The sequence below is a fragment of the Alcaligenes endophyticus genome (assembly GCF_026344035.1).
In the GTDB taxonomy this organism is placed as follows: Bacteria; Pseudomonadota; Gammaproteobacteria; order Burkholderiales; family Burkholderiaceae_B; genus Alcaligenes; species Alcaligenes endophyticus.
Window position 1 is genome coordinate 333,399 of sequence record NZ_JAPKND010000002.1, and the last position, 21,056, is coordinate 354,454.

A 21,056-nucleotide genomic window follows, 5' to 3' on the forward strand; every position below is an offset into this window, starting at 1 on the left:
GAATTTTGCTACGGCTAATTCAGCCCTGTTTGGAGTTACGGTTCACCATGTCGCTATCGTCTGCCTCATCGTCCCCTGTGCGACTGTCTGATGTGATGCACCCAGTGGTGGCTGGCCTGATTTCAGTGCTAGTCAACTATGGTGGCACCTTTATACTGGTGTTTAAAGCGGCTCAAGTTGCAGGCTTGAGCCCTGAAATGACCGCCTCTTGGGTGTGGTCGGTATCCATCGGTGTAGGAGTCACAGGACTCGTTCTATCTTGGATTAGCCGCGAACCGATTATTACCGCTTGGTCTACACCTGCCGCCGCATTCTTAGCTACAGCCTTAGCTACTACGCCTTATGCTGAGGCGATTGGCGCCTATCTGCTGTCCGCGGCTGCATTTGTGATTTTAGGTCTGTCTGGCTATTTTGATCGTCTTATTCGGCTGATTCCCGCGGGTATTGCTTCCGGGCTCTTGGCTGGCATTTTATTGCAATTTGGCATTAGCGCTTTTGCGGGGATCACTCTTGACCCAGTGCTCATTGGCATCCTTGTGCTGGCCTATTTGTTGGTGAAGCGTTACACCGCGCGCTATACCGTGGTGGCTATTTTATTTATAGGCCTAACCGTATTGGTGCTGCAACAGAGGGTGGATTTTTCCAGTGTGCACTTGAGTCTGGCTTACCCTATTTTTGTAGCGCCCCAGTTCAGTGTGAAGTCTTTGTTAGGTTTGGCTATACCTTTATTTCTCATCACGCTTACTGGGCAGTATATGCCAGGCATGTTGGTGTTGCGCAATGATGGTTTTAGAACCAGTGCTAATCCTATTGTTTTGATTACAGGTCTTGGCTCCTTAATCATGGCGCCATTTGGTTCGCATGCTTTTAATCTAGCGGCGATCACCGCTGCCATCTGTACCGGCCCTGAAGCGCATGAAGATCCCTCTAAGCGCTGGATTGCAGGGATCGCCGCAGGTGTCTTTTATATTGTGATTGGCGTTTTTGGGGTGACTTTAGCTGCCCTGTTTATGGCTTTCCCCGTCGAGTTTATTAGTGCTTTAGCGGGCTTGGCTTTGCTAGGCACCATAGGTGGCAGTCTGGCTAATGCCTTAGCAGAAAGCAAAACCCGCGAAGCGGCTTTAATCACTTTTTTAGCCACGGCGGCAGATATTCAGTTTTTAGATGTAGGAGGCGCTTTCTGGGGCTTGGTAGTTGGGCTTTTGGCCTATGTTTGTCTGAATGTTCGTTTTACTGGCCGCTTGCGTCAGTGATGCGTTGTTGACTCTCTTGCCGTTGGCTGAGAAGTATATTTAAGGGTAGGTTTATGTACGACAATACGATTACATTAGAGCAGTTTGATGCGCAGTTGGCTCAAGCCTTGCAGCATGAACAGGCTCGTCAAGAAGATCATATAGAGCTGATCGCTTCCGAGAACTATGCCAGCCCCTTGGTTATGGCTATTCAAGATTCGGTGTTTACCAATAAATATGCCGAAGGTTATCCAGGTCGCCGTTATTACAGTGGTTGCGAATATGTCGATGTTGCTGAGCGGCTTGCGCAAGAGCGTTTGCGCGAATTATTTAAATGTGATTACGTCAATGTACAGCCGCATGCAGGCGCGCAGGCCAATGCGGCCATTTTTCTGGCTTTAGCACAGCCAGGTGATGTGGTCATGGGGATGAATTTAGCGCAAGGGGGGCACTTAACACACGGTAATCCGGCCAACTTTTCAGGTCGACACTATAAAATTGTGCCATATGGCCTAGACCCCGAAACAGGTTTAATCGATTACGAAGAAATGGAGCGTATCGCGTTAGAGACACGCCCCAAAATGTTGATTGGCGGCTTCTCCGCGTATTCACGCTATAAAGATTGGGCTCGTATGCGAGCCATTGCGGACAAGGTAGGGGCGATATTTTGGGTGGACATGGCCCATGTAGCCGGCTTAGTGGCGGCGGGCGTTTACCCAGATCCTCTGCCTCATGCGCATGTGGTCAGCAGCACCACGCATAAAACCTTGCGGGGGCCTCGTGGTGGCATCATCCTGACCAAAGGGCAAAGCGAAGAGTTTAATAAAAAACTGGATTCTGCTGTGTTTCCTGGGGTTCAAGGCGGCCCTTTAATGCATATTATTGCGGCCAAAGCGATTGCCTTCAAAGAGGCATTAGACCCCTCGTTTATCGATTATCAGAAACAAGTGGTGGCGAATGCGCGTGCTATGGCGACGGTCATTCAAGAGCGTGGATTTAACATTGTCTCGGGGGGAACGGATAACCATCTGATGCTCATCGATTTGTCCAATAAGCCTTACACGGGTAAAGAAGCGGATCTCGCGTTGAGCCAAGCCTATATCACCACCAATAAAAACTCTGTGCCTAACGATCCGCGTTCGCCCTTTGTGACTTCTGGTGTGCGCCTAGGAACGCCGGCGGTCACTACGCGTGGGTTTAAACAAGAGCAGTGCCAGCTATTAGCTCATTGGGTGTGCGATATTTTCGATGCGCTAGAGCGTAATGAACTAGAGGCGGCTCAAGCTTGTGTGCGCGGGCAAGTGGTGGATTTATGTCGTCAGTTTCCCGTGTATGCTAAGCGATACTGAGTAGACTACGTGGAAAGCCGGCGCTATCAGTTTTTTTTAAGGGCTAGGCAATACCTTAGATAAGTAGATACTCCATGCCCTTGCTCAGCGTTTATGGCTGTGCAGAGGCGGCCTATTAGCGCTAAGATGGTGGTTTGCTGATTTAAAGAAGGTTTTGCTAAGTCTATGAATACGCGTGTCAACGACGAAAATCAACCTAGTGGGGATGAGGTTCAGGCAGAAATTGCCAGCGAATTTGCTTTATTTGGCGATTGGACTGAACGTTATGCCTACGTAATAGATTTAGGCCGTAGTTTGCAGAACTTTCCCGAGCAGTATAGAACCGAAGAGTATCGTTTTCATGGCTGTCAGGCTACGGTATGGTTTCGTTCCGAGCTAGGAGAAGACGGTCGCCTGTATTTCGATGGTACGAGCGACTCTACGATTGTCGCGGGTCTTATGGCATTGGTTTTTCGGCTTTACTCAGGGCGCACCCCCCAAGATATTTTACAAATTGAGCCCTATTTTATTGATGAAATTGGCTTGAAAGCTCATTTGTCTACACAGCGAGCTACTGGTTTGCTAGGGATGCTGCAAAGCATCAAGCAGCAGGCACAAGCACAAGTGGCTTAAAGCTGGATGCCTTGTAGGCGTGCGCCTGCTACCGCTCTTGGACACATAAAAAAGCCGCCTGTTTTTCAGGCGGCTATAATTATTAAGCAGGTAATACTTATTCGGGATACACGCCTAGGCTGTATTCCATGTCTTTGTACTGCTGGCTGTTTAGTGTGATGGCATGCAGTTCGTACGAGCCTGGCACTAAATGTACCTCTAGTAAGGAATTTAGATCGCCGCCCGAGTCGTCATCCTCAGCAATTAAGCCGTTTTTATCATACAGCTCAATGTAAGTGTCGAAGTCTGGTGCTTCCATCAGGATTTTGTAATCACCCTCCTGCTCAATGGTGAACTGATAAATATTACGTCCCATGCCGACGAGCATTTCAGCTTCGTGGGTAGTCCCTAGTTGTAGCTCTCCACCACTGTAAGGGCTGCCGGGAGGCAGTTCTTGCGCGGTTAAGCTAAAAAAGCTAATGCTATTGTTAGGGCGAATGATTTCTATGGTGTGTGTGCCTGGCGCTAATTCAGTACGAATCTTATTGCCGCCCCGTGCATTACTAGAAGAGTTAGGATTCTTCAGGCGTAGTTCAGGGGTGGAGTTGAGGCCTGTAACCTCGATAGCGACGATAGTTGGCTTTTCCACGGTTAAGGTATAGCTGGCACGCGCTTGTTCAAGTAGGCCATGACGCTGAACGCCATCTAGTGTAATTTCGCCTTTATCTTGTAAGGTTATATCAGACGGTAAGGCCATCGTTTGTATTTGCACGTCATACCCACCTTGGAAGTTGTCTTCCCCCAAGGCAGAGGTAGTCTCAAGAATATACTCACCGGCTTTTAAATAAGCCTGAATTTGTGCGTCGGTGCCGCCACCGCTGTCATCATCGCTGGCAATTTCACGGTTGCGACGATCTTTGACTTGTAGATAGGCATCCATTCTTGATTGATGGCTGCGCATGTCAATTTGGTAGAGGCCATCTTTTTCAATATTGAGGCGATAGCGTCGCGGTTTACCCATGCCCCAGTCGACGAACTCGGTCTCACCAGTGATAATTTCGCCTGCGTGCGACTTCAGAATAGAGTTACTTAATTCAAAGGGACCGTAGGACTGCGCGTTCAGGCCGCTTACCACAACGGTATAATTTGTGTCGGGTTTCGCCTTAAAGCCTACGCTTAGCTTTCTGTCTTTTTCTTGACACTCTTCACATGCGGATTGGGTCAATAAGTTGTTATCTTTTAAGACGCTTATTTGAGCATTCAGCGGGCCTTCTACATTCAATAAAATAATTTGATCGGTTGTAGAGGGTAGGGTGTAGGCTTGACTGCGCACGCCATTCACAAGATTTAGAAAGCTTTGACTGGTTAGTTCGCCCTTCGCACTAGCGCCCAATGCTAGCGTAGGTATATCGGCAGCCGTTACGCTAGTAGAATCAACGACATTATTGATACGTGTTTGGTGATTTTGAAAATAGCTTACACCTACTGCGCCTAGAATCACGCCTGCTACGGCTGCACTTAGAGTACTGAGCTTCATGTTTTTTTCTTGTTCGTTAATAATGTCGGCAATGTAACCGAAATTGGAAGGATGGTTTCAGCGATATATGCTACAGGATGAAACCCTGTGAATATAAGTGTCTAGTTTAATATCCTCCCCCAGTCTTAGGGGCATTTTTTATTGCGCTTGCAGCGTTTGTTTAGGAGACCAGCCTAGGCAGGAAACCAACTGAGGCAGTTGATATCGCGCTAGGCTAAGCATTGGGGTGAAACGCTACTTAGTTACAATTTTCCGTCTGCGCGTGGGCGTAACAATGTCGGTAAAAAGCGCCATAAATACAACACGAGACAAAGTATCCAGGCTAAGGAGGCCATATGCAACAAGGGCAAACGCGCTGCAGTAAATGCGATGGCGGCCAAGCGTAATAAAGTGGCACCAATAAATAGTGCATACATGGTGAATATGCTGCGGTCTGTTTTTAGGGGTAAGCCCAAGTGCCCTAATGCGGTGCGGGTTATCATGCCAATGATGAGTAGGCCAAAGCCTGCCATACCTATAGTATGTGCCGACCAAGCAGGATTATGAATGAGGTCTAGTGATTGGGCGGCAGTGACCAGTAGACCGCCCGCTAGACCTAGCCAGCCTAAATATAAAATCCATAGTAGTGGTATGTGCCTTGCGGGAGCGGACCACCAGTGCCAGGCTTGAATGATGGCTAAGACGGCTATCAACATCAGGGCGAAGGCTTGGGCTGAAGGCCATGCTAGCCACACGCTGGCTACGGCCACTACGGTAAGCGCTAACTGCGCCATGCCAGTGCGCAAGTGCGTGGGTACTTCCCGATTAGGAATAGCCCGGCTAGTAAAAAAAGGAATGACTCTACGGCCTATAAGTAGTGTCACCAAGCACATGAGTAATAAGCCTGTTTGTAAGTATTGGCTAAGGACTTGATAGTGGTTTTGGTAGGCTGACCATAGAAATAAGAGATCGCTTAGCCCTAGGCCACCGACAAATACGGGCATGAGCAGGTTACGCCGATTACCCGCAAGCATGATAACGCGCGCCAGGGCAGCGGTTAATAAGGCATAGAAAGCGAGGCCAGCTGTAAAGCTCAGATAAAAACCTAAGGCTTCAGGTAGTAGCAAGCCTAGGCGTATGAATACCCAGAACAAAGCCAGTAAAGCGAGTGGTTTTCCGCGTAGGGGATTGTGTCCTGTCCAATTGGCACTGGCGGTCAGTAAAAAGCCTGCCGCTATCGTCACTACAAAACCCCATAGCATTTCATGTGCATGCCAATAATAGGCGGGTAGCCAGCCAGTCAGTGCAGTAGGGTAGTAGACCCAAACAGCAATGGAAACGATGCCCCACAGGCAACTTAGGGCATAGAAAGGGCGAAAACCAATAGAAAAAAAAGCAGACCAGGAAAAGGGAGTGGCAGCAGGCATAGGCTAAACCTTTTGAAGATTTATATTAAATATATCTTATGCCAGTGCATTGTACCTTGATGAAGATCAGATAAGCGGCAAGTGGGAAGAAATACTTACCGCATGGGGTAAAAACTTATACGAAACGGCACACTTGATGAGCAGGAATGCGCGGCTTTTGTACACTCGCTGTGTCGGCGGTTGGATACCCAAGGGTGATCATAATAGCGGGTAACTCCTGTTCTTGCAGCGCAAACTCTTGTGCCAAGGCTTGTGGGTCAAAGCCTATCATGGGGCCAGTGACCAAACCTTGTGCCTGCGCAGCGAGCATGAGTGTCATTCCGGCTAGAGAAGCAGAACGTATAGCTTCGTCGCGTTGCCTGAGCTGACTAGTAGAGTAGGTACGGTTAGCTCCCGCTGCCCACTGAGCAACGTGTTCTGCTTGCGCCAGGCCTTGTGTTATTAAAGGGTCGAAACGCTCAGTAAAGCTTGTATGACCGTCTAGTAGGCCGTTGACGATAATAGTTGCTGCGGCATCCACGACTTTTTGTTGCCCATAGGCAATGGGGAGTAAGCGTTGCTTAGCGGCGGCCGAGTGCACCACTAAAAATGACCAGTTTTGCATATTGTAGGCAGAAGGGGCGCGTATCGCCTGATCTATCAGTGCCAGAATGTCGGCTTCGCTTAGCGAGCGACTGGTATCAAAAAGGCTAGTAGAAACGCGTTGTGCTAGCAGCTCAGGAAAAGAAGTCATCATCGTTGAGAATAATTAGGGTGGTAGAACAACCTCAGTGTAATGGATACAGGGGGCTAAGGCAGTGTGGCGATAGAACGTCGAGCTGCCATCTTTAACGTTTGAGTATTTTCTTGGCTTAATGTTAAAATTGCTGTATAAAAATACAGCTTATGAGCCTTCCTGACCTACCCCCGCTTTATTATCTGACTAATTTTCACCTCGTCCATCAGTGGGTGTGGCAGCATAGTGCCGACCTCTTACAGGCAGAGCAGCAGGCGCTGAGTCAGCGCTTTGTTACTCTCACTACGGATGCGCAGGCCTTATTGCTACGTTTACTGATGCGTAAAGGGCTTTGGTTTCGGGTAAGTAAGTTGCACTATGCGGAAATTGCCTGCTCACCTACGGCGTTAGGGGAACTACAGCAAGCTGGTCTGCTTGATCAGCCTACTGTTATGGCCGCAGAGTCTTACGCACACTTACACACCATGGCTGAATTGCGTCAACGTTTTCCTCCTTTGGCTCACCATGCACGTAAGGCAGAATTTACACAGGCACTATGTCAGGCTTATCCTCAAGGGGTGAGTAGCGTGACCTCGGTAGTCTACCTGCAGCCCGAGGCACGGGCTTGGGCCGAGCGTTTGTTATTGCTGTTTTTTGGTAATGGACATCAAGATTGGACTGAGCTTGTCTTGAGTGATCTGGGCTTGTATCGCTACGAACAAGTGGCTTTTTCCATAGGTAGTCGAGCCTTCAGGCATCACGCTGACGTGCAGTGTTACGAGCTACTGTATCGTTGGCGCACCCAGATTGCACAGGCAACTGAGCAAGACCGAGCGACGTTATTGCCTGCTGCCGTTCAGGCCGTGCTTGCACTAGAGACGGACAGCGATTGGCTCAGCGAGCGTAGAGCCAAAACTTTATACGTACTAGGGCAGTGGGCGGAAAAAAAGGCCACTAATTTAGATTTGGCTGAACAAGCTTATGCAGCCAGTCGTTGGCCTATGGCTTCTTTGCGTCGGGCCCGCGTACTAGAGCTACAAGGGCGCCATCAGCAGGCGTGGGAGCAAGGGCAGCATATTATGGTCGACAGTCAGCATGAGGCAGTACTGCAGAAATGGGCGCGGATAGCGCTTCGTTTGCACAAAAAGCTGGCCCTGCGTGATGCCCCCTTGCCTTGCTCGACGGGGTTTGAGCCTTCACGAGTAGACCTAAGTTTACCGCCCGACCCATTGGGTGCCCGTATTGAGCAGCAGGTTTGTGACTATTATGACCACCCGCAAGCGCCTGTTTTTTATGTAGAGAACACCTTAATTCAAGCCTTGTTTGCCTTATGGTGTTGGGATGCTTTGTATGCTCCGGTAGCAGGGGCGTTTTTTCATCCGTACCAACGAGGGCCTGCTGACCTGTATAGCCCTACTTTTTATCAGCGTCGCCAAGGGTGGTTCGAGCAAGCTTGGGAAAGCTTAAATGACGATAGTTATAAGCACCTAATCGAAACCAGTTGGCATAGTAAGCACGGTTTGCAATGTGGTTGGGTGCAATGGCAGGCCTTGTCGTTGGATCTTTTGCGTATGGCCTTGCAGTGCATTTCAGCGGCTGACTTACGTGTAATTTTTCAACGTCTGTTGGACGATCTGCGCGAAAATCGTTCAGGCCTGCCTGATCTTATCCGTTTTTGGCCGCTGGAAAAACGTTATGAGTGGATAGAAGTGAAAGGGCCAGGGGATCGCCTACAAGATAATCAACTGCGGTGGTTGAGGTTCTTCGCTGATCACGGCATGCAGGCCAGTGTTTGTCATGTTAGGTGGTGCTGATGTATACCGTAAGTGTGCGTAGCTTGTGTGATTTTGCGGCGCGTAGCGGGGACTTGGATTTGCGTTTCACGCCAGCACCCAGCGCTCAAGAGGGCATAGCAGGTCATGCGGCAGTGCATCGTAATCGCGCCGATACGTATCAATCAGAATTACGTTTAAGCTTGCATTGGCAGGGCGTATTGGTACAGGGCAGGGCCGACGGTTACGATGCGCCAGCACACTGCTTAGAAGAGATAAAAACCTATCGCGGCCATTTTCGTAATATTGCTGCCAATCAGAAAGCGCTACACTGGGCGCAGTTAAAACTGTATGGTGCCATGCTTTGTGAAACACATGAGCATGAATGCGTAACGTTAGCGCTCATTTACTACCATATCGATACCCACAAAGAGACACGCGAGCAACAGACTTATTCGCGCACTGAGTTGCTGCAATTTTTTCAGCAACTCACAGGGCGATTTTTGATTTGGGCTCGACAAGAAGCGGCTCACCATGATTACAAATTACGCGCCAGTGAGCTGTTGCAGTTTCCTTATCCAACGTTTCGGTCTGGGCAACGTGAATTTGCGGTGCAAGTCTTTCGTGATCTTAGGGATGCGCGCACTTTATTGGCTCAAGCCCCCACGGGCATTGGTAAAACATTAGCGGTGCTGTTTCCGGCATTAAAAGCTGTGCAACCTGCCGGGCTGCATAAAGTGTTTTATTTAACCGCTAAAAACTCTGGACGCCAAATGGCGCTGGACAGTATGCGCACCTTGCAACAGGGCGAGCAGCAACAGTGGCGCGTGCTAGAGTTAGTCGCGCGGGATAAGTCTTGTGTGCATCCCGATAAGGCGTGTCATGGCGAATCGTGTCCCTTGGCGCGTGGTTTTTACGACAATTTGCCACAGGCTCGTCAGATCGCGATTACACATGCTTTATTAGATGAGTCCACCCTGGCTCAGATTGCTGATGAGCATCAGCTTTGTCCCTACTATTTGCAGCAGGAAATGGTCCGTTGGGCCGATGTCATAGTAGGTGACTATAACCATTATTTTGATGCTGCTGCCTTATTGCATCACCAAACCATTGAGCAAGAATGGCGGGTGGCAGTGGTACTTGATGAGGCGCATAACTTGCTCGATAGAGCCCGCTCTATGTACAGTGCTACCTTATCAGAGGCCGCATTAGTTGCAGCCCGCAAGCAGGCACCTGCCAATCTTAAGCGTTGCTTTGGGCAGCTAAAGCGCGTTATGCATGATGCTGCCGCCGATTACGAATCTGGCATACATTACACCGATACCATGCATGACGAGCTCAGTCAGATTAGCCAACACACCGCTTCGCGGCTTGCCTCCTATGTCGCCGAGAACGCTTTACCCAATTCGCACCCTTTGTTGGCGTTTTATTTTGATTTATTGTTTTTCGCGTATTTAACTGAACAGTTTTCCACTCATTCTTTGCTTGAATTTCAGCAGACGGCTTTAGGCGTGGATATCTCTATCCGCAATGTGGTGCCGGCCTCTTTTCTATCGCCTCGCTATGGCGATGCACATGGGTGTGTATTGTTCTCTGCAACCTTGAGTCCTGCTGGCTTTTATAACGATGTGTTGGGTTTACCGTCAAACAGTTCACGCTGCGATATTGCTTCGCCGTTTAAGGCCAAACAATTACAGCTTTATATACAGCCGGTGTCCACTCGTTATGCTGATCGTCAATCCAGTCTAGAGCGAGTTTGTCAGGCTGTAGGGCAGCAATATGAACGACAAAAGGGCAACTATCTGTTGTTTGCTAGTAGCTTTGAATACTTACGTCAGCTAGAGCAGGGTTTGGGAGGCTGGTATCCTGATATTCCATTGTGGACACAAGCCTCGGGCATGGGAAGTGAGCAGCGACAAGCCTTTCTGGATCAGTTCCATGCAGAGGGGCAGGGTATAGGTTTAGCTGTGCTGGGTGGTGTATTTGGGGAAGGGGTAGACCTGCCAGGAAAACGTCTTATTGGTGCTTTTATTGCCACCTTAGGTTTGCCCCAGTACAACGATTGGAATGAGGCAGTACGTGATCGTATGGCCAGTGCTTTTGGTGAGCAGCAGGCTTATAACTATGCGTATTTGTATCCGGGCATGCGTAAAGTTGTCCAGGCAGCAGGTAGGGTAATACGAAGCGAGCACGATGAGGGGGTATTGTTTTTATTGGACGAGCGCTATGCTCAAGCGCGCGTGGCCAAGTTATTGCCAGCATGGTGGCCCGCGGCACGGCGGCTAGGGTAGTGTGCGAGTGGCAGTGTAGGGGGCGGCGTTGATGCGCTACCCGATAGCGTAAGGAGTAAGGCCCACGCCTTATGGGCGGGGCCTTAGAAACCTTACTTACGCGGTGTGTTCGCTTTGTATTATTTGTGTGACCATTTGCGCGGTGGCCGCCGACAGTGTCCAACCTAAGTGGCCGTGCCCCGTGTTGTAGTACACACCAGGACGGCTACCTTTTTGTACGCGTGGCATCATATCGGGCATCATGGGACGCAAGCCTGCCCAAGGAACCACTCTATCCGTAGCGGCTGCGTGAAAGTTACGGCGTGTCCAGTCGGTAAGGGGTTGGATGCGATCGGCGCGTATGTCTTTATTGGTACCGTTATATTCGGCAGTACCGGCTACACGTAAACGCTCTTTGCCAAACCGGCTAGTAACGATTTTTGCTTCTTCGTCGAGCAAGCTCACTTTGGGGGCGGCTTCTTGGCTTTCTTCGCTGTCTAGGTAGACAGAGATGGAGTAGCCTTTAACAGGATAAATATTGATACGGTCGCCCAGCATATGAGCGAGATGACGGCTGCCTACGCCTGCGCACACTACTACTGCATCGACATCTAACTGATGTGACACCACATTACCGTTGTCGGCGGTTTGCAGTTGTATAGAGTGTCCGTTTTGACGGGTAATAATATTTTCGACCGTACTGTCTTGAAGAAATTTGACGCCACGACGCTCGCAGGCTTTCGCTAAGCCACGGGTATATTTATGTATATCACCGGTAGCATCTGAGGGGGTGTAAAAGCCACCGTAGTAGGTGCCTTGCAGCGCGGGTTCGATTCTGTGGATTTCAGCGTTATCCACCGTTTCTCTGTCTAGCCCACCCTTTTTAAGCAACTGACTGACTTTTTTGCCGGACTCAAACCCACCAGAGGTGTGATAAATGTGCAATATTCCGCGCCGTTCCAAGTCAAAGTCTATGTGCTCGTCTTCGGCCCACTGAAACAGATGCTCGCGCGCTGCAATGGCCAGTTTTACGGTGTTGACGGTGTTGGTTTCATAGCCGGCAATCGCTTTGACAAACTCAGCAATCCACGAATATTTGTGCCAGCTAGGTTTAGGGTTAAATAATAACGGTGCATCTTTGCGCAGCATCCATTTGAAACCTTTGAGAATGGTGCCGCGGTTGTTCCAAACTTCAGCGTTGCAAGCGGATAATTGACCACCGTTAGCAAACGAAGTTTCCATAGCGGGATAACGCAGTTTGTCAATTACGGTGACGTCGTACCCTTGTAAGCTCAGGGCGTAGGCGGTGGTAACGCCGGTAATACCGGCGCCAATGACAGCAATATGGGTCATAGAGATCCTAAGTGTGAGTGATCACCGCCGGTTAGCGGTAATACCCCATCTGTCCTTGGACCTGAGAGTTTATCCACACTGCGCCTAGGCAGGGGGCCCCTTCGGTGGGTGCTTTTATTAGCACCTCTCTCCAGATTGTCTGGGTCTAGATGATCCTTTTGCCTGAGAGTTTCCGGGGTGGTTGCTCCGTCGGCGTTCGACTGATGCGAATCTCTTTCGTCTAGCCATATTGATGACGGCCTCTACCTTAACCAAGTAAGGCAGAAACCGCAATGCAGATTTACCCTTGTCAGATTTACACCGCATAAATCCACGTGTTTTCGGGAGGTAAATGCAAATGATAATTGCCGTGCTGTAAAGGGGTTTGTCCGAAAGCGCGCAAGCTATTGCTTAGTTCGTCATTCGTGCGGAAAACATGCTCCCATTTATCGCCCAAGTACATACTGGTGAGCAAAGGCAGGGTAATGCTGTCACCCATATGCTCTGTTTGTAGGCGCACTTGCTCTACACGCACGATGGCGGTGGCGGCCTGGCCCACTTGTAGCGCCTGCTCACTCTGTCCCCAAATGGTCCAGCCTTCACCTTGAAGCTGAACTGCGGAGCCATTGACCTGCATTACTTTGCCATTTAGCCGGTTATTGCTGCCCATAAACTCGGCTGCATATAAAGAGCGCGGATGACTGTATATTTCTTGAGGCGTTCCTTGCTGCTCGATGCTGCCGCCGTTGAGCAACAAAATTCTATCCGAAATTGCCATCGCCTCACTTTGGTCGTGCGTGACCATTAGCGCCGACAACCCTAGGCTTACGATGAGTTCACGCAGAAAGACGCGTGCCTCTTCGCGCAATTTGGCGTCTAGGTTAGACAGTGGCTCATCCAGCAATATGACGGGGGGGTTATATACTAGGGCGCGAGCAATGGCCACTCGCTGTTGCTGGCCACCGGATAGCTGGCTGGGATAGCGATCTCCTAATCCTTTTAGACCTAGTTGATCCAAAATGGCGTGTACTTTTTCCTGTATCACCGCTTTAGACTCTTTGCGTAGAGTCAGTGGATAGGCTACGTTTTCGGCCACGCGCATATGCGGCCACAGCGCGTAGGACTGAAACACTAAGCCCAGGTTACGTTGTTCGGCGGGGAGCTCTAGGTTTTTATCTGAGTCATATAGTACTTGATCACCGATAAAGATACGCCCTTTGCTCGGTTGCTCTAAGCCGGCTACTGCGCGTAGCAGCGTGGTTTTTCCGCTGCCCGAGGCGCCTAGAAGAGAGACCACTTCGCCTTTTTCCAGAGACATCGACACCCCTTTCAGTACTGGGTTTTTGTCGTAGGCCAGATGTATGTTTTCTACAGTTAGTTCTCTCATCGCAATTTCACTCCGAAGCGTAACGCTATACCCAGCCCGATGACGACTAGGACAATATTGATAAAGGATAGGGCGGCGACAGTATCGATGGCACCCGTGGCCCATAATGAGACCAACATAGAGCCGATCGTTTCAGTACCAGGGGAGAGCAGGTACACACCTGTTGAATATTCGCGCTCAAAAATCAGGAACATCAACAACCAAGAACCAATTAGGCCGTATTTGGCCAAAGGCACGGTGATGTGGCGGGTCACTTGTGACTGTTTAGCGCCTGTGCTGCGTGCTGCCTCTTCTAATTCGGGTCCCACTTGCAGTAAGGTGGAAGATATCAGTCGTAAACCGTAGGCCAACCAGACTACGCTATAGGCAAGCCAGACACTGAAAATAGTGCTGCGTAGATTGCGTAAGGGTTCGATAATCAGGCCACGTAAGCCTTCTGAGAAAGGCAACACGGAAAGCCAGCCATTTTCTAATGATTGGTCCAACCACATGGGCGTAAATAAAAAGACCCATAGGAAGGCCAAACCTGCTAATAGGCCTGGTACTGCACGCGGCACTAATACGCTGTAGTCTAAAAAGCGCGTAATTGCATCGGGCTTACGGTGCATGGCTAAGCCAATCGCGGTATAGCAGGCCACAGCTAGGGCGCCACCAAATACGCCGATCGCGACCGAGTTAACAATGGCGCGTAGTAGGTTTGGACGAGCCCAAATCTGCGTAAAGGCATCCACCGTCAGCACTTCCATCAGGCGTACTCCTACGCCCCAATTGGAGACAAAGGCGCGTAATACGATGCCGACTATAGGTAGCACAATCGTGAACACGAGCCAAATCGCCACAATAATGGCGGCTAACGTACGCCAGCGCCCTAAGGGTAGGCTGCGAGCCTGACTAGCTTTACCTTTGACGGTCACAAAGCGGTTGGCTGAGCGCATCAGTCTGCGTTGTAGCATGACTAATGGAATCGTCATCGCGATCAGCACGACCGCTACAGCAGCCATTAAGTGATAAGACGGGATGCCTAGTATATTGGTGAGCTTGTAGAGGTACGTGGCCAACACCAAGTGGCCTTCAGGATCTCCCAATACCAGCACGAGCCCAAACACTTCCAGACCCAAGAAAAACAACAGCACAGCGGCGTACAAAATGGCGGGGCGAACCATAGGCAAGCTGACTGAGCGCATGACTTGCCACGGGCTAGCACCTGCGGTGCGGGCGGCTTCTTCTACGTCTGAACCCATGCTGCGCAAGGCGGCGGAAATATACAGGTAGGCGTGGGGAACGTGGGTTAAGCCAGCAATGATGACAATGCTGCTAAAGGAATAAATGTTCCAAGGCACAAAGCCGAAGATCTCTGTCATCCACACGGACACAAACCCAACGGGGCCTACTGAAACAATGTAGCCAAAACCCAATACCATGGGGGATACAAAAATAGGAACCAATATAAGCGGTTCTATCCAAGTGCGCCCTGGTAAGTCGGTGCGTACCATTAAGAAAGCTAAGACACCTCCGAGTGGGATGGCAATGCCGGCGAGGCCAAAGGCCATGATAAAGCCGTTGCGTAAGGCTTGATAGAAGTCAGGATCATCAAAAATGAATTCAAAGGCTTCTAAACTGAAATACTTAGCGGGATCAAAAAACGGGGCGGATAAAAAAGCCTGGATCAGTATCAGGCTCAGCGGTATGTAAATTGCTAGGGCGGTCAGGGTGACCACCACATAGCGCGGCAGGGCGTGCCACCTTGCTCGTAATGCTTGCATGGTTTGGGGTCCTGAGGAGTGAAGATGGGTAAGGCGGGCTACAGTGCCGCCTTACTGGTGTCAGTGGTAACGACGGAGTTACTTACCAGCTGCTTTGCGCCATTCACGAATGAACTTCAGGCGCTCTTTTTGTTCCAGAAAAGCCAGCAAGGACTCATTGACAGGAATGGGGGTGAGTTTGACGCCGGCTAAACGCTCCGTGATGCCTTTGATGTCGTTGTTGCCTTCGACGTCATTACGGATAGAGCCCAATTGTGACTGATTAGCCAGTACGTTTTGACCTTCTTCAGACAGCATGAAGTCTAAGAAAATACGTGCAGCGTTGGGGTTTTGGGCACGCTTACTGACAAAGGCGATGCGGGATAACACTAAAGCGTAGTCTTCGGGGTAGGCGACGCCAATAGATTTATCGTTGGCGGCGCGAGTTTCCGCATAGGAGCCCAATATGTTGTAGCCAATGAGGTTTTCGCCCGAAGATACACGCTCCATCATGGTACCTGTCGAGGACTGCAGCACTAAGTTAGCTGAACCCACACCCCTGATAAAATCCCAATATGCATCGCCTGCCACTTTACTATCTTCGGCGGCCAGCATGTAACCCACTGCCGACTTCTCGATATCATAGGTGGTGACTTTATTGCGAAAGCGGTCTTTGTGCTCATCGACGAGTTTGGCTAAGGCGGCGTGTGTCTTGGGAACCTCGTCCTCTTTAATCAGACGCGTGTTGTAAATAAAGACGGTAGGCTCGTAAGTCGTGCCATAGGCGGAGTCTTTCCATACCGCCCATTCAGGTAGATTAGGAATCTCGGGCGACGCGTATTCCGCCGCATAGCTGGTGGCCAGTTTCATGGCCGAGTCCATTGAGGAGCTCCACACCAAGTCGGCGCTATTGCTGCCCGAGGCCTGTTCGCTGATATAGCGATTGTAGATCTCGGTGCTATTCATGTCATGGAACTCAACCTTGAGTCCTGGGTACTTAGTCTCAAAGGCAGCAATTAACGGATCGGCAGCTTTGCTGTCTGTGGTGGAGTACAAAATGACTTTAGCTTCTTTCTTGGCAGCATCCAGCAACTCGTGGGCGTGTGCTGAAAAGGCCAGTGCAGAGCCCACAATGAGTGTGCTGGTACTCAGCGCAAACTTGGATATGCGTGCAAGAGGGAACATAAGAAAGTCTCCAAAATTAAAATAATTAAGTCCGCACTGGGCAACAGTGCTGACGTTTTACCTAGAGACTATTGTGTGGAAGGAAGCTGTCATGAACCTGTCATGGGGAGGCGTTCTCGAGAGGATGTAAAGCGGGGGTGTCGGTGACCAGACGCAGCCAGTTCTGAGTGAAACGAGTGCGACGGGTAGGGTCTAAGCCAACTAGCAGTGTGGGTTTCAGAGTCGCCGGTTGGGTTATTGCAAGCTCTTGATTTTTAATGTGTTTTCCGAACCAATTGCCATCTGTTTCGCTGCTCAGTGCGCCTAGGCTAGCTTGTTTTGCAGCAACTAATTGGCCCTGATCAGACAATAAATAATCAATAAATAGGCCAGCTAAATGTCGGTTTTTAGTTTTGCTGTAGATGAGTGCGGTACGGGAAAACACTGATACGTAATCATCCGGAATAACGATTTCTATCTCTGCTCCAGCTTGTTTAGCAGCCATGGCGTAAGAGCCCAAAACATTATAGGCAAGATCTAAAGTGCCGTTTTCTAAGTCTTTTAAAATAGCGCTAGAGTTACCGTATAGCCGTACACCTGCTTGTCCCAGCTCGTTGGCGAGCCCCCAAAAGTTACTGGAAACCCGCTCGTCGTACTGAGCAAACAAGTAGCCTACGCCACTCACGCTAATGTCGTAAGTCCCTATACGTTGAAAAAAGTCGTGCCGTCGCTGTTCCAGCAGTGTTAACAGCGCGCTGTGGGTGCGGGGGCGTTGGTCTTTAGGTAAGCGTGCATGAGCATAAACAAATACTGCGGGCTCAAGCGTGAAACCGAAAACCTCTTGCCGCCAGCGTGCCCATTCGGGGCTTTTGCGAGTTTGCTCTGAGTCATAGCTTAGGGCGTAGCCATCGTTGGCTAAACGCATCTGTAGGTCTGCAGCCGAACTGACTAAGACGTCAGTTTCTGGCAAGGTATCCGCCAGCACATGTTTATACAGTGCTTGGCTATCGAGTTCGTGATAGGTGACTTGCACCATAGGATAGTGGCGTTGAAAATCGAGGATAAGCTTTTCAAAGGGTTCAATATCAGTAGGGCCGCTAATGCTTAGCGTAGAAGGCGTAACGCTTGGGTTTAATGCCTTATACGTGTACGTGTTGGGGGCCATGTTGAGATCAGCTTCTACGGCTTGAGCCTGTGCGCAAGGGCTACCCATTACAGGGGCGATGAGCAACACTGCTAGTGCCATAATAGGAGTAACAGTTGTGCTGAGCTTCAGTTTACGAGGCTGTAGCTGGGCCGGCAGTTCAACCCGCACGGTGAGGCCGCCGCCTTGACGGTCGCGTAGTTGTAATGTGCCGCCATGGTTATTTACCACTGCCTGTACGATGGCAAGCCCTAGCCCTGATCCGACTTTGTCTTGAGCTGCCGCTCCCCGCACAAAACGTTCCAAGACCTTGGGTTTTTCAGCCTCACTAATACCAGGGCCACGATCCAATACATCAAATACAATCAAGCCGCTTTCCCGGCTATATACATGAATTTCTACAGTGTCTTGCTGGCCATACAAAGCCGCATTTTCAATTAGGTTACGCAGCATTTCACGTAAGGCGATATGGTCGCCCATGATGTGCGCGCGTTGCGCTAAAGGAGTAATGTTCAGTTGTACTAGGTCCGCCACTTGCGGGTCCAGACGGCTCAATACTTGCCGAAGCAAGTCGGGCACAGCCAGTTTGCGTGTGGTGGAGGCATCGCGTCGATGGGAAATGGTGGCATCCATGAGCAATTGATTTAATAGCTGCGTCATGTGAGCCGCATTGGCATGGATACGTCGCACGCGTTGTTTAACTTGGTCGCTATTGCTTTCCTCGAGAGCGAGTTCGGACTGCATTTGTAACGCGGCCAGCGGGGTACGTATCTGGTGAGCCGCGTCGGCAAGCAAATGGTTAAGGGTGTAGAGCGAGGTTTTTAAGCGCAGCATAAATTCGTTCAGTACCTTAACCAAACTTGTGATTTCTGTTGGTACGGCATGCTCAATGGGTTTAAGGTTATCGTGTGAGCGTTGCTGCAGCTCGGATGCAATGGCGGCGAGGGGAGCGAACGCGCGCCGCACCCCAAAGGCGGTCACTAGCAAGGCAACGAAAATAATGCCTGTTAAGGGCAGGGTGCTATGGTTAAAGAGTTCTTGAGTCAGCGCCTGGCGAGTCCCCAAGGTTTCCGCTACACGTATTGTGACCCAACGCGGCGTACTTTGTTGCGCGCTACTGAGTAAGCGACCTACTGTGGCAATACGCACCGCCACGTTTTTGTAGTCTTGGGTCACAAATTCCGCTTGTGTACTCGTGGCAGGCGCCAGTTTTGCGCCTAAGTCAGCATAACCGGCAATGTGTTCTTGGCCGTCTTGCACCGAGTAAAAAATACGCTCTTGATCAGACAGCATGGCCATCGCTGAATAGGGCAGCTCGACCGTGAGTTGACCGTCACTGATCTGCACTGCATTAGCGATAGTGAGAGCTGAGGCTTTGAGTAAACGATCATAAGCCGCATCGGCAGCCCGTTTGGCATAAGAGTGAGAAATTAAGGCTAAGCCCAGCAAAGCGAAGGCCAGCAGGCAGGTCGCGAGTGTCATGACTCGTTGTTGAATTGAAAAAGCCTGTGTTGGCATTATTCTTCTTCTATCAGTTGGGCGCAGTAGCCGCTGCCTCGTACGGTCTCAATACGGACGTGGGCGGCTCCAAGCTTGCGTCGAATACGGGAAATATGTAGCTCAATTGCATTGGGGCTGCACTCTTCGTCGAAGTTGAAAAGCTGTGTCATGAGCCTTTCCTTGGACACTACTTGCCCTACACGGTTGAGTAAAATTTCTAATAAACAAAACTCGCGTCGTCCGAACTCTACGTGTTCATCATTGATGGTTATGCGGCGGCTCGCACTGTCTATGCTCAGGTTTCCTAACACACTGACGCTACTGGTTTGGCCGCTTGGTCTGCGCATTAGGACGCGTAAGCGGGCCTCGAGTTCGCGAAAATCGAAGGGTTTGACTAAGTAGTCGTCGGCGCCCAAATCCAGCATGCTGACTTTGTCTTCAATTTCAGCTCTGGCGGTCATCACGAGAACGGGCGTAGCGACTTTATGCTGGCGGACGTGGCGCAGCACGCTAAAGCCGTCCTCGTCAGGTAACATGATGTCCAACAACACAGCATCCCAGTTTTCTAGCTCGCAGTATCGCTTGGCATCAGTGCCATTTTTTACCCACTCTACACTATGGCCTGCCGAACGCAGTCGGCTGCTAATGGCTTCGCCTAAGTCCTCGTTGTCCTCAACCACTAGAATGCGCATTTTATTTCCTGTGCCGTGCTGTGTGCTTGTTTTAAGGGCGGATGGGGTACGTCCCTTAAATTATTCTAGCGTAAAGGAAAAAACGGGTGTTGTACCCGTTTAGGTTTGCCTATACAGGATGCGAGAGGTGGGACTAGCTTGACGCGCCAAGCTTAGGGAGCAGGGTTAGGCCAGCGCTGATGGATGGCGTCGATCGCTTCCAGTAGGTCACTGCTTAGTTGTACCTGTACGCTTTCTATGTTTTCTTTAAGTTGGGCAATAGTCGTGGCACCAATAATATTGCTGCTGACGTAGCGTTGGTGGTTGACCCAGGCCAGTGCCAACTGAGTAGGGCTTAACTGATGTTGGCGGGCTAATTCATTGTAGGCTTGGGCGGCTGCTCGTGCGTGAGGAGAGTCATACCGAGTAAAACGGTCGTAGCGTGTTAAACGTCCGTCAGCAGGCTGGGCGCCGTGGTCGTATTTCCCTGTGAGTACACCCATTGCTAAGGGAGAGTAGGCCAGCAAACTTAGCCCGTCATGGTGGCTAAATTCTGACAAGCTTTCTTCGTATTGACGATTCAGTAAATTGAACGGGTTTTGAATACTGGCAATGAGAGGTTTATCTTCGTAGCGGGCTAGGCGCAAGTATTGAGACACTCCCCAGGCGGTTTCATTAGATACGCCAATATGTCGGACTTTGCCTTGACGGATAAAGTCTTGCAATACATCCAGAGTTTCGGCAATCGCCACACTTTGCTCTTGTTGTGGCCACGGGTAGGCGCGCCGTCCAAACGTAATCGTAGTGCGGTCCGGCCAATGCAACTGGTACAAGTCAAGATAGTCGGTTTGTAGGCGTTTTAGGCTATCGTGCAGGGCCTGTTCTAAGTTGCTGCGGTTCAGGTGAGTGTTGCCATTACGAATGTGGCTAGGACGTTTGGGGTCGCGTACTGGGCCTGCTACCTTGCTGGCCAAAACAATATCCTGACGGCGGCCACTTTTTTGTAGCCAAGTGCCTATATAGGTTTCGGTTAAGCCTTGGGTTTTTGCTTGCGGGGGAACGGGATACATTTCTGCGGTATCCACGAAATTAACGCCCGCATCAAGGGCGTAATCCAGTTGTTCGTGTGCTTGTTGTTCGGTGTTTTGCTCACCCCATGTCATGGTGCCTAAACCGATTAAGCTGATGTCTAGGTCAGTATGACCGAGTTTGCGATAGAGCATAGTATTCCTTTGAAGCAGCAA

Annotated in this window: 15 protein-coding genes and 1 riboswitch; of the genes, 5 read left to right on the top strand and 10 right to left on the bottom strand. The window is 50.2% G+C overall.

Annotation, left to right across the window (positions count from 1 at the left end):
• Window positions 1–47 precede the first annotated feature (47 nt).
• From OSH01_RS05855 to OSH01_RS05865, 3 genes are all read left to right on the top strand, one after another.
• Complete coding sequence (locus tag OSH01_RS05855; protein WP_266123140.1) at window positions 48–1,253, top strand: benzoate/H(+) symporter BenE family transporter; 1,206 nt, start codon at window positions 48–50, stop codon at window positions 1,251–1,253.
• Window positions 1,254–1,306: 53 nt separating this feature from the next.
• Entirely contained in the window at window positions 1,307–2,581 is a 1,275-nt protein-coding gene (gene glyA, locus OSH01_RS05860) for a serine hydroxymethyltransferase (protein ID WP_266123141.1), read from the top strand.
• A 165-nt stretch (window positions 2,582–2,746) separates the two neighbouring features.
• On the top strand, window positions 2,747–3,193 hold the full coding sequence (locus OSH01_RS05865; protein WP_266123142.1) for a SufE family protein: 447 nt from the start codon (window positions 2,747–2,749) through the stop codon (window positions 3,191–3,193).
• Between the two features lie 97 nt (window positions 3,194–3,290).
• Here the strand turns inward: OSH01_RS05865 and OSH01_RS05870 are convergent, their stop codons facing one another.
• From OSH01_RS05870 to OSH01_RS05880, 3 genes are all read right to left on the bottom strand, one after another.
• On the bottom strand, window positions 3,291–4,709 hold the full coding sequence (locus OSH01_RS05870) for a hypothetical protein (RefSeq protein WP_266123143.1): 1,419 nt from the start codon (window positions 4,707–4,709) through the stop codon (window positions 3,291–3,293).
• Between the two features lie 242 nt (window positions 4,710–4,951).
• A complete protein-coding gene (locus OSH01_RS05875) occupies window positions 4,952–6,115 on the bottom strand; it encodes an NnrS family protein (protein WP_266123144.1) in 1,164 nt (387 codons plus the stop codon).
• A 115-nt stretch (window positions 6,116–6,230) separates the two neighbouring features.
• Complete coding sequence (locus OSH01_RS05880; protein WP_266123145.1) at window positions 6,231–6,851, bottom strand: nitroreductase family protein; 621 nt, start codon at window positions 6,849–6,851, stop codon at window positions 6,231–6,233.
• 149 nt (window positions 6,852–7,000) lie between these two features.
• Here OSH01_RS05880 and OSH01_RS05885 point away from each other — a divergent pair, with 149 nt between their 5' ends.
• Together OSH01_RS05885 and OSH01_RS05890 are read left to right on the top strand one after the other, a co-directional pair.
• Complete coding sequence (locus OSH01_RS05885) at window positions 7,001–8,644, top strand: VRR-NUC domain-containing protein (protein ID WP_266123146.1); 1,644 nt, start codon at window positions 7,001–7,003, stop codon at window positions 8,642–8,644.
• The gene (locus OSH01_RS05890) at window positions 8,644–10,893 is read left to right on the top strand and encodes an ATP-dependent DNA helicase (protein ID WP_266123147.1); all 2,250 of its coding nucleotides are present in this window, start codon (window positions 8,644–8,646) and stop codon (window positions 10,891–10,893) included. Before OSH01_RS05885 ends, OSH01_RS05890 begins: the two co-directional genes overlap by 1 nt.
• A 96-nt stretch (window positions 10,894–10,989) precedes the next feature.
• Here the strand turns inward: OSH01_RS05890 and OSH01_RS05895 are convergent, their stop codons facing one another.
• The 7 genes from OSH01_RS05895 to OSH01_RS05925 form a co-directional block, all read right to left on the bottom strand.
• Window positions 10,990–12,225, bottom strand: a complete 1,236-nt coding sequence (locus tag OSH01_RS05895; RefSeq protein ID WP_266123148.1) for a D-amino acid dehydrogenase — start codon at window positions 12,223–12,225, stop codon at window positions 10,990–10,992.
• Window positions 12,226–12,365: 140 nt separating this feature from the next.
• Window positions 12,366–12,454, bottom strand: a riboswitch (glycine riboswitch).
• Window positions 12,455–12,520: 66 nt separating this feature from the next.
• The gene (locus OSH01_RS05900) at window positions 12,521–13,591 is read right to left on the bottom strand and encodes an ABC transporter ATP-binding protein (protein ID WP_266123149.1); all 1,071 of its coding nucleotides are present in this window, start codon (window positions 13,589–13,591) and stop codon (window positions 12,521–12,523) included.
• Window positions 13,588–15,354: an ABC transporter permease gene (locus OSH01_RS05905; protein ID WP_266123150.1), complete on the bottom strand. Its 1,767-nt coding sequence runs from the start codon at window positions 15,352–15,354 to the stop codon at window positions 13,588–13,590. The genes OSH01_RS05900 and OSH01_RS05905 overlap by 4 nt, the downstream gene beginning before the upstream one ends.
• A 78-nt stretch (window positions 15,355–15,432) precedes the next feature.
• The gene (locus OSH01_RS05910; RefSeq protein ID WP_266123151.1) at window positions 15,433–16,518 is read right to left on the bottom strand and encodes an ABC transporter substrate-binding protein; all 1,086 of its coding nucleotides are present in this window, start codon (window positions 16,516–16,518) and stop codon (window positions 15,433–15,435) included.
• Between the two features lie 100 nt (window positions 16,519–16,618).
• Window positions 16,619–19,123, bottom strand: coding sequence for a sensor histidine kinase (locus OSH01_RS05915; RefSeq protein WP_266123152.1), 2,505 nt, complete (start codon window positions 19,121–19,123; stop codon window positions 16,619–16,621).
• Between the two features lie 35 nt (window positions 19,124–19,158).
• Window positions 19,159–19,833, bottom strand: coding sequence for a response regulator transcription factor (locus tag OSH01_RS05920; protein WP_266123153.1), 675 nt, complete (start codon window positions 19,831–19,833; stop codon window positions 19,159–19,161).
• 152 nt (window positions 19,834–19,985) lie between these two features.
• Window positions 19,986–21,035 carry an NADP(H)-dependent aldo-keto reductase gene (locus tag OSH01_RS05925; protein ID WP_266123154.1) on the bottom strand — a complete coding sequence of 350 codons (1,050 nt, stop codon included), beginning with the start codon at window positions 21,033–21,035 and terminating at the stop codon, window positions 19,986–19,988.
• Window positions 21,036–21,056 lie beyond the last annotated feature (21 nt).